Here is a 1,294-nt window from a genome sequence, read left to right as displayed (position 1 = left end):
AAAGTGGAGCGCCCCTTCTCCCGAAGTTACGGGGCTAATTTGCCTAGTTCCTTAGCCATGAATCACTCGAGCGCCTTAGTATACTCAACCCAACTACGTGTGTCCGTTTACGGTACGAGCCGCTATACTCGCTTTTCTCGGCACAAGCTGCTTATGCTCGCTTCGTCCGAAGACTAGGCTCAACGTACTATTCCGTCAGTACGTGCATACCTCACTCATGCGTCACTTTTATTGTATAGCAGGTGCAGGAATATTAACCTGCTTGCCATCCACTACCCCTTTCGGGTTCGCGTTAGGTCCCGACTAACCCTGATCCGATTAGCGTTGATCAGGAAACCTTGGTCTTTCGGCGTGGAGGTTTCTCACCCCCATTATCGTTACTTATGCCTACATTTGCTTTTCCAGTCAGTCCACTGTGACTCACGCCTTCAGCTTCAACCCAGACTGGAATGCTCCCCTACCACTGTACAATGTACAATCCATAGCTTCGGTAGTATGTTTATGCCCGATTATTATCCATGCATCGTCGCTCGACTAGTGAGCTGTTACGCACTCTTTAAATGAATGGCTGCTTCCAAGCCAACATCCTAGCTGTCTAAGCAACAACACCGCGTTTGGTCAACTTAACATACATTTGGGGACCTTAGCTGATGGTCCGGGTTCTTTCCCTTTCGGACATGGACCTTAGCACCCATGCCCTCACTCCATGACATCATCTTACAGCATTCGGAGTTTATCAGGAGTTGATAGGCGATGAAACCCTCGCGTCCTATCAGTAGCTCTACCTCTGTAAGATTAATCATAGGCTGCACCTAAATGCATTTCGGGGAGTACGAGCTATTTCCGAGTTTGATTGGCCTTTCACCCCTACCCTCAGTTCATCCAAAGACTTTTCAACGTCAACTGGTTCGGTCCTCCACTGTGTGTTACCACAGCTTCAACCTGACCAAGGGTAGATCACACGGTTTCGCGTCTACTCCCACTGACTATAGCGCCCTATTAAGACTCGCTTTCGCTTCGGCTCCGACCCTTAAAGTCTTAACCTTGCCAGTGAGAAGTAACTCGTAGGCTCATTATGCAAAAGGCACGCTGTCACCGATTAAATCGGCTCCAACCGCTTGTAGGCGCACGGTTTCAGGTACTGTTTCACTCCTCTGTTCGAGGTGCTTTTCACCTTTCCCTCACGGTACTGGTTCTCTATCGGTCTCTCAGGAGTATTTAGCCTTAGCGGATGGTCCCGCCAGATTCACACAGGATTTCTCGTGTCCCGCGCTACTCAGGATACTCGCCTCGC

1 rRNA gene (cut by a window edge) is annotated in these 1,294 nt (G+C 49.6%); it reads right to left on the bottom strand.

The window, feature by feature from the left end:
* Nucleotides 1-1,294 (bottom strand): 23S ribosomal RNA (locus tag ACRD7A_RS18940); its annotated part reaches 1,229 nt to the left of the window's first position; the annotation flags it as partial.

It is taken from the genome of Carboxylicivirga longa, assembly GCF_050589825.1.
In the GTDB taxonomy this organism is placed as follows: Bacteria; Bacteroidota; Bacteroidia; order Bacteroidales; family Marinilabiliaceae; genus Carboxylicivirga; species Carboxylicivirga longa.
Note: the sequence above shows the minus strand (reverse complement) of the source record. Positions and strands in the feature narration are given on the sequence as shown.